Here is a 6,312-nt window from a genome sequence, read left to right as displayed (position 1 = left end):
GTTAATGACAAAGTGCCCGTAACGGTGAAAACAGGCAGATCGTAAAGACGCCGTAAACCCCTCCCTGGGGGCTCGACCCGCGCCATCCTTGGCGCGGACGCTTTACTCTTCTACCTGTCCTCACCTTACAAGATCGAGTCTTTGGAGTTTGTCAGCAGCAAGGCTTCAGCCTATCCAACTCATAAAATAAGTAGAATATCGCGCAAAATGACTTTATGGGGTTGTTGACTTAGCCGCTTTTAGGCTCTCAATATGGTCTGCCAATTGTTGAATATCATCATCGGTCAAATGTGCTTTTGCCTTATTACCTCTGCCGACAATCTTGCCATCACGCCGTGCGGTTAGCCCCTCAACGATTTCATTGCGAGATAGCGATATCAGTGGCGGTGCTTTATCCAGCCCTTTTTTATCAGCCAAACGCCCATGACAACTTGAACACGTTTGTTTATAGATGTGTTCGCCGTCAGCGGCGGCCTGAGCAGCGCCGCTAAACACGATTATGCACGCCGCCAGTAACAAGACTTTCATTATGCCCCCGCCGCCCATTGTTGGAACAATGTGGTCAGCGCTTTCTCATCCCGCGCACCTTGATGCAACTCCGTGACCTTACCGTTACGGTCAATCATAAAAGAGGTTGGTGTACCAATGACTTGATAGCGCTCCTGCGTGATACCCAGTTGATCGCGAATGACGGGATAACTGATATTACGCTGCGCCAGTACCGGGTTAATATCCACCTGTTCCGGATCAGTATTGATCGCCACCACCACAATATCCTGCTGATATTGCTGACTTAGTTTATCCAAAGCCGCCATCTCTGCCAGGCAGCCACCACAGCTTGCTGACCAGAAATTGAGGTAAACCTGTTTGCCTTTCCACTGTTCAAGTGCGACGGGCTTGCCTTGCAGGTCATAAGCCGCCAATTGGGGTGCAACTTCCCCCACGGCTACTTGTTCTTGCTTACAAGCGCTCAGCAATAACAGTAAAGCGCATAAACCGACCGTTTTACGCCACATGATGATTGCTCTCTTCATTAAGATATTTACCGTGCTGGAGGCGGATAATCCGGTCAGCAACACAGCCTAAATCCGGGTTGTGGGTCACCATCACAATGGTTCTACCTTGGCGATGGATATGGTTTAACAAATCCAATACCCGCTGCTCATTCTCTTCATCAAGGTTACCCGTTGGTTCATCAGCAAAAATAATGGGTGGCTGATTGACCAGCGCCCTCGCAATGCATACCCGCTGCTGCTCACCCCCCGAAAGTTGGCTAGGTAAATGGCTCATACGTGGCGTCATCCCCACCTGCTCCAAGACTTGTCGAGCCGCGTCTTCATCCACCACACTGTGATAATGCTGCGCCAACATAATATTCTCCAGCGCAGTCAAATAGGGAATAAGATGAAATTGCTGGAACACCAACCCAATCTTGTCTGCCCGGAATTTCCTGCGGCCTTCTTCATCCAAGCCAGCAGCATCAACCCCATCGAGCAATACTTGCCCTTCAGTGACGGTATCCAGGCAGGTCAGAATATTCATCAACGTGGTTTTACCTGAGCCAGATGCCCCCATAATTGCCACAAATTCACCACGATTAATGCGGATATTAATATCTTCCAGCGCCGTCACTTGCCCAAAGCGTTTGTATAAATGCCGAGTTTCAATAACCGCATCGGTGTCGTGTTCAGGTTGCACCCGTAATAGTGATGAGGTCATTTGCTACTCTCCTTTCAGGACTTTAGCGGGTTCAATATGAATTGCCCGACGGGTGGGAACAATTGCCGCCACTGCGGCCACTAACAATGACAACACCAGCGTCAGCGGCAATACCGGCGCACGCAAAGCAATTGCCGCGCTGAATACTGTTTGCCCCAACACTTGTGCCAATATATAACCTAACAACGCGCCGCAGACAGCGGCAGCCAGCGAGATAATCAAAGTTTCGGTTAACATCTGGCGGATAATGTCCCCACCACTGGCTCCCAGTGCTTTTTGCAGAGCAAACTCTTTTGAGCGCTCGCCCACTATCGCCATTAAGGTGGTGTTAACGCAAAGGGATGACAGAATGAGGATAACTACAGAGACCAACCCCATCAGCCCTTTTATTTTGTCGAGAACCTGTCCTTCGGAAGCTGAAACCTTACGAATCGGCCTAATCTCAAGATCCTGATATTGCTCACGAAGATGGCTGGCAAAGGTTTCAACCTGACCCACATCATTACTGACACTCAATAATGCATTACTGATATGCCCTGGTTGATTGAGCCATTTTTGTGCCAGCTCCAGATTGACGATCAACATGTTATCCGTGGCATCGCCAGCCTCAACAATACCTTTAACTTGCAAACGTTGGCGTTCACTACCATTGACCAAAGTGAGAGTGTCACCCACCTTGACATGCAAACGCTCGGCTAGTTTGACGCCAATCATGGCATTGCGATCATCAAAACTAACGCCAATCCAGTTACCGGTCACTTGCCAATAAGGGACTAACTGTTGCAATGACTCAAACCACACGCCCATCAGCACCACTTTTTCCAGCTCAGTGCGCGCCATCCCATAAATATAGGGGCTTGAAGCGTTGATCAGCCCTTTGGGCGCAGCATCAATAATTGGCTGGAAGCGCCCTTGTTCAAATGTGCTGCCATGCCCTGGGCCAATGTAAAAATTAGCGCCAAAAGTGCGTAATTCCTGACTCATTTTGGCATTAATATCGAAATACACCGCTGACATTGCCGTGACAATCGCCGCGCCAACTGTCAATGCCGCAAAGACAACACTGACCCGTTGCAAACGTAAGCGCAGTGCGCGCAGCACTAATCGCCAGAACATGCCATCCAACCCTTTGTGCTGAATTGCCCGATGATTAACGGCCATAAAGCACCTCCACCGGATACAGACGGGCGATGCGACGAGCGGGGAACCATGTTCCAATCACAGCAATTAAAACAGAAATCACCAACACACAAGGTACTACCATCCAGGCAAAGCTCAGCGGTGCACCAAACAACATCAGGCCGATGGTTTTTGCCAACCCCCAGCCCGCCAGGCAACCCGCCAACCCGCCGATCAAGCCGCTGATTGCCGCTTCAAGATAGAACAGCATCAGAATTTGCCACTGCCGAGCGCCCAAGGCTTTCATTAAACCAATCTCTTTCGCCCGCTCCATGATCGTGCTGGTCATCAGCGACGCTATCCCCATAGCTGCTGCAATCAATGCGGCCAATGTCACCACTGCCAACAATAGCTGTATCTTTTCAATCACTACCCCTTCGGATGCGGCGACTTGCCAGATAGGCCGTACCACTGAACCGGATATTGCCTCTTCTAATTGGTGAGCAATGGAAGAAACGTAAGCAGTGCAGTACCACAAGTCATATTCTTCGGCGTTGAGGGCTTCCAGATTTTCGCGCGCTTTACGCGATAGTTCATTCTCCGGCACCGTCAGCGCCGAGACGCGGATTGCCTGAACTTTCCCCGGAAGGCCAAGCAGCGATTGCACCGCGGCCAGTGGCAACACCAGGCGACTTTCCTCTTCACCACCACTGCTGAGCACGCCACTTATCTTCACTTTCAGCGGGCCAGAAGCTCCGTTAAGGTTCAGTTCATCACCGATTTTCCAACCGGTCTGTTGTGCCAGTTGCTTACCTAATAAAGCCTCTACCTCTGTGGCATCGGGTTTGACCGGCTCTTGCGGCCAATTGCCATCGACCTGCCAATAAGGACTAATAATTTGCTGACCGGTGTGATAATCCTCTTCATCAGGCACATCAACGGGCTGATTAAAATAGGTGCCTAATAGTGGGATATCCTGACCGTTAACCTCAGTTTCCCCACTCAACAATGGGGCAAAACCCACAATATTGTTACGCCAAAAAATATCTTTGATGTTGGGTAATTCAGCCTGATCCAGAAAATCCTGGCCCGTGAGGGGGTTACTTTTCTCACCAAACAGAGATGGCAATGCCACCTGCCCGGCTGGCTCTATCAGGATATTGGCACCATAAGACTTCAGTTCGCGAGACATTTTATCGCCAATATCTATCGACACTGCCAGTAGTGAAGAAATAAGTCCGGCGGCCAAAAATACCGTAAATACTGCCAGCGATTTACGACGGACATTTCGCAACCAAGACTGCTTGAGCATGCGCCACAACATAATTACGGGTTCCCCTGTGAGTCACTGTCTTCATCACTGATAACCGGGGTGACAAATTGCTCAGGATGTTCGCGGAAACGGTTGTAATTAGCTTCGGATGAGAAGAAGTAGGTTTTATCGCCATAACTATATTTATACTCAGCTTTTTGATTCGTCAGGTGAGTTTTATCAACTGGATCAATGACATCCAAGGTAACAACCGTCGTGAAGTAATTTACACCCGCCTCAAGAGAAGCTTTGGGAATAACCAACTCTTTATCATCACTTTTCCAATCGTCCAGCGGGATCGGGTTACATCCCCCTGCTTTGCCAATAGACGGAATGAAGATATGCACTGCGCAGGCAACACAGATAACCTGATTACCCTCCATCACATAGCCCTGATCACCGCACAATAGGCAAGCGTCAAAGACCACACTCAAGCGCAAGCGATCGGGATAGCGGTTGATAATAAAGAAGCGCACCGCTTTACCATCATCAGCCACCCAGACAAAACGGTGCAATTTACCATCCCGCACTTGCTCGACAGGAATATGAACTAAGCCATCGGCGGCTAGCGTGACAGGTAAAGCTTCAGATAATTGAGGGGGTTGCGAGGCGATTTTATCCCAGTAAAGTTGGGCACCAGCCACTACTATCCAAGCGAGTAAGGAGAAAATAAAGATTCTGCGTACGTTACGGTAATCGGCCAAAGATTTGCGGTGCGCAATCGGCTCCGAATGTTCAGCCACCACTACCTCACTGGCACGGCGCAGCGGCATTAAATAGCACAGAGTTGTTAGCGCCAACAGCAGCGCACAAATATAGCTCAACCAGGCATGCCCATTGGTCACTAAAGCGACATAACTGAGCAGTGATTTGGTTAACGGCAAAACCTGTAACTTCATCAATAATAGGATTGCATCGCCACTCAGCGGCAAAATCAGCAATAGTGTTAACAGTAACAATAATGGCCAGCGACCACGCGGTAATTGCCTCACCATCATCAGCAGTAATACCGCACTGAAGACGACCCAAGCGAATGCCAGCACAATGGCGGCCAGGTTAAGTAGTAAATCAGTATTGATCACATGAGTATTGGTAAAAGCACCCAGATTAGGGTTATTTCCCCAATTAAATGCAGCCCCCAACACCAGCAAAGCTTGCCAGCAATAGCCTAATCCGCGACCAAGGGTAAATTGACTGAATAAAAATAATATCAATGCAAGGAGTTGAATCCCCGCCAGAGCTAACTGCAATTGCTGCGATTTAGGATAATGGGCACCGGCCCATATCCCCACCACTACCATAAGTATTGTTATCCATACGACACGATTTAGTGCAGGCGCGGGCCTAACAGCCCAACTCAGCCCCAGCAATAACGCGACAGGTAAAAAGGCTTGTAGTACGGAAACAAAAAAGTAACTCATTAGCACACCTTGGAGGGATCACAACACCTGCCAGTTATCACTGCTGACCTTACAGGAAACTGATAACACCCATTATCTGACCATTTATCATCAAGAAAAGCCGCGACAACCATGCTGTCATCGCGGCCAGTGTTATCAATTCAGGCCGGTATATTTAAAGTCATAACTCACATCAAAGGGTTTCCACCAGCGACCAACACCGGTTTCGCTGTCGGTATGGCGATGCAAACCCGCTTTGGATGGCTCGCTGATATGATAGGTAACTTTATAATTACCTACGCCCATCATTTTGATGTTCGCGCCATAATGTGGGCCATCACTGGCAACCATTGGCATAAATGTGCCTTCTTGTTTAGCGCCAGTGTCTGTATTCACCAGGGTATACGCGATAGTCAGGTATGGCATCCATTCACCGGCACCGAAACCATTTTTATTACCTTCAGTGGCATGAATATCTGCTTCCAGATGAATATCGGCTTTCGCGGCAGGCAGGCCCATGCCACGAGGTTCCATATCAATCGGTTGCAAATAAACCGCAGCAATTTCCATATCATTAATTTTGATAGGTTCGCCCGCTGGATACTCTTTAAAGGCAAAAGCAGCAGGTGCTGCAAAAATACTGGCAATGATGCTGCTGGCAATAATCGTTTTCTTCATAGTCATGTAACACACCCTCAGGTATCAAATGATAAGTACAGTTTGTTATTCACACCGGCATCATGCCGGGCCATCATACTGAGA

At 48.9% G+C, this 6,312-nt stretch carries 7 protein-coding genes; all 7 read right to left on the bottom strand.

What is annotated here, in order from left to right; genetic code table 11:
• Positions 1-213: 213 nt before the first annotated feature.
• Entirely contained in the window at positions 214-528 is a 315-nt protein-coding gene (locus HU019_RS05430; RefSeq protein WP_174850046.1) for a c-type cytochrome, read from the bottom strand.
• The gene (locus HU019_RS05425; protein WP_174850045.1) at positions 528-1,016 is read right to left on the bottom strand and encodes a TlpA family protein disulfide reductase; all 489 of its coding nucleotides are present in this window, start codon (positions 1,014-1,016) and stop codon (positions 528-530) included. Before HU019_RS05425 ends, HU019_RS05430 begins: the two co-directional genes overlap by 1 nt.
• Positions 1,006-1,719: an ABC transporter ATP-binding protein gene (locus tag HU019_RS05420; protein WP_005168971.1), complete on the bottom strand. Its 714-nt coding sequence runs from the start codon at positions 1,717-1,719 to the stop codon at positions 1,006-1,008. The genes HU019_RS05425 and HU019_RS05420 overlap by 11 nt, the downstream gene beginning before the upstream one ends.
• A 3-nt stretch (positions 1,720-1,722) precedes the next feature.
• A complete protein-coding gene (locus HU019_RS05415; protein WP_174850053.1) occupies positions 1,723-2,835 on the bottom strand; it encodes an ABC transporter permease in 1,113 nt (370 codons plus the stop codon).
• A gap of 34 nt (positions 2,836-2,869) precedes the next feature.
• Positions 2,870-4,162 carry an ABC transporter permease gene (locus tag HU019_RS05410; RefSeq protein WP_174850044.1) on the bottom strand — a complete coding sequence of 431 codons (1,293 nt, stop codon included), beginning with the start codon at positions 4,160-4,162 and terminating at the stop codon, positions 2,870-2,872.
• A gap of 2 nt (positions 4,163-4,164) precedes the next feature.
• The gene (locus HU019_RS05405; protein ID WP_174850043.1) at positions 4,165-5,571 is read right to left on the bottom strand and encodes a Fe-S-containing protein; all 1,407 of its coding nucleotides are present in this window, start codon (positions 5,569-5,571) and stop codon (positions 4,165-4,167) included.
• Positions 5,572-5,706: 135 nt separating this feature from the next.
• Positions 5,707-6,234, bottom strand: coding sequence for an iron transporter (locus HU019_RS05400; protein ID WP_004390794.1), 528 nt, complete (start codon positions 6,232-6,234; stop codon positions 5,707-5,709).
• Positions 6,235-6,312 lie beyond the last annotated feature (78 nt).

Source organism: Yersinia artesiana (assembly GCF_902726545.1).
Classification (GTDB): Bacteria; Pseudomonadota; Gammaproteobacteria; order Enterobacterales; family Enterobacteriaceae; genus Yersinia; species Yersinia artesiana.
This window is presented reverse-complemented; position numbering and strand designations above follow the sequence as displayed.

Coding starts and splice junctions, on each gene's coding strand:
- HU019_RS05430 (WP_174850046.1), bottom strand. CDS start 528: ATGAAAGTCTTGTTACTGGCGGCGTGCATAATCGTGTTTAGCGGCGCT.
- HU019_RS05425 (WP_174850045.1), bottom strand. CDS start 1,016: ATGTGGCGTAAAACGGTCGGTTTATGCGCTTTACTGTTATTGCTGAGC.
- HU019_RS05420 (WP_005168971.1), bottom strand. CDS start 1,719: ATGACCTCATCACTATTACGGGTGCAACCTGAACACGACACCGATGCG.
- HU019_RS05415 (WP_174850053.1), bottom strand. CDS start 2,835: ATGTTCTGGCGATTAGTGCTGCGCGCACTGCGCTTACGTTTGCAACGG.
- HU019_RS05410 (WP_174850044.1), bottom strand. CDS start 4,162: ATGTTGTGGCGCATGCTCAAGCAGTCTTGGTTGCGAAATGTCCGTCGT.
- HU019_RS05405 (WP_174850043.1), bottom strand. CDS start 5,571: ATGAGTTACTTTTTTGTTTCCGTACTACAAGCCTTTTTACCTGTCGCG.
- HU019_RS05400 (WP_004390794.1), bottom strand. CDS start 6,234: ATGACTATGAAGAAAACGATTATTGCCAGCAGCATCATTGCCAGTATT.